Genomic DNA, 209 nt, shown 5'->3' with positions numbered 1-209 from the left:
AACTGCACTTTCGTTAACACCAGCATCACAAACAAACATTGCTTGTAATGGTGGAGCAACTGGAGCTGCAGCTGTAAATACACCAACAGGTGGATCTGGACCTTATACATATAACTGGACACCAGGTAATCCAACAGGTGATGGAACAACTTCAGTTACTGGCTTAACCGCAGGAACATGGACTTGTACTGTTACAGACGCTAACGGAT

The 209-nt window shown here is 44.5% G+C and carries 1 protein-coding gene; it reads left to right on the top strand.

The genetic code is table 11. From position 1 onward, the window contains the following. Positions 1–209, top strand: a 209-nt coding sequence (locus GFJ99_RS13430; protein ID WP_153209564.1) for a hypothetical protein, incomplete at both ends; no start/stop codon positions are given.

This window comes from Flavobacterium sp. LMO6, assembly GCF_009495795.1.
In the GTDB taxonomy this organism is placed as follows: Bacteria; Bacteroidota; Bacteroidia; order Flavobacteriales; family Flavobacteriaceae; genus Flavobacterium.
This window is presented reverse-complemented; position numbering and strand designations above follow the sequence as displayed.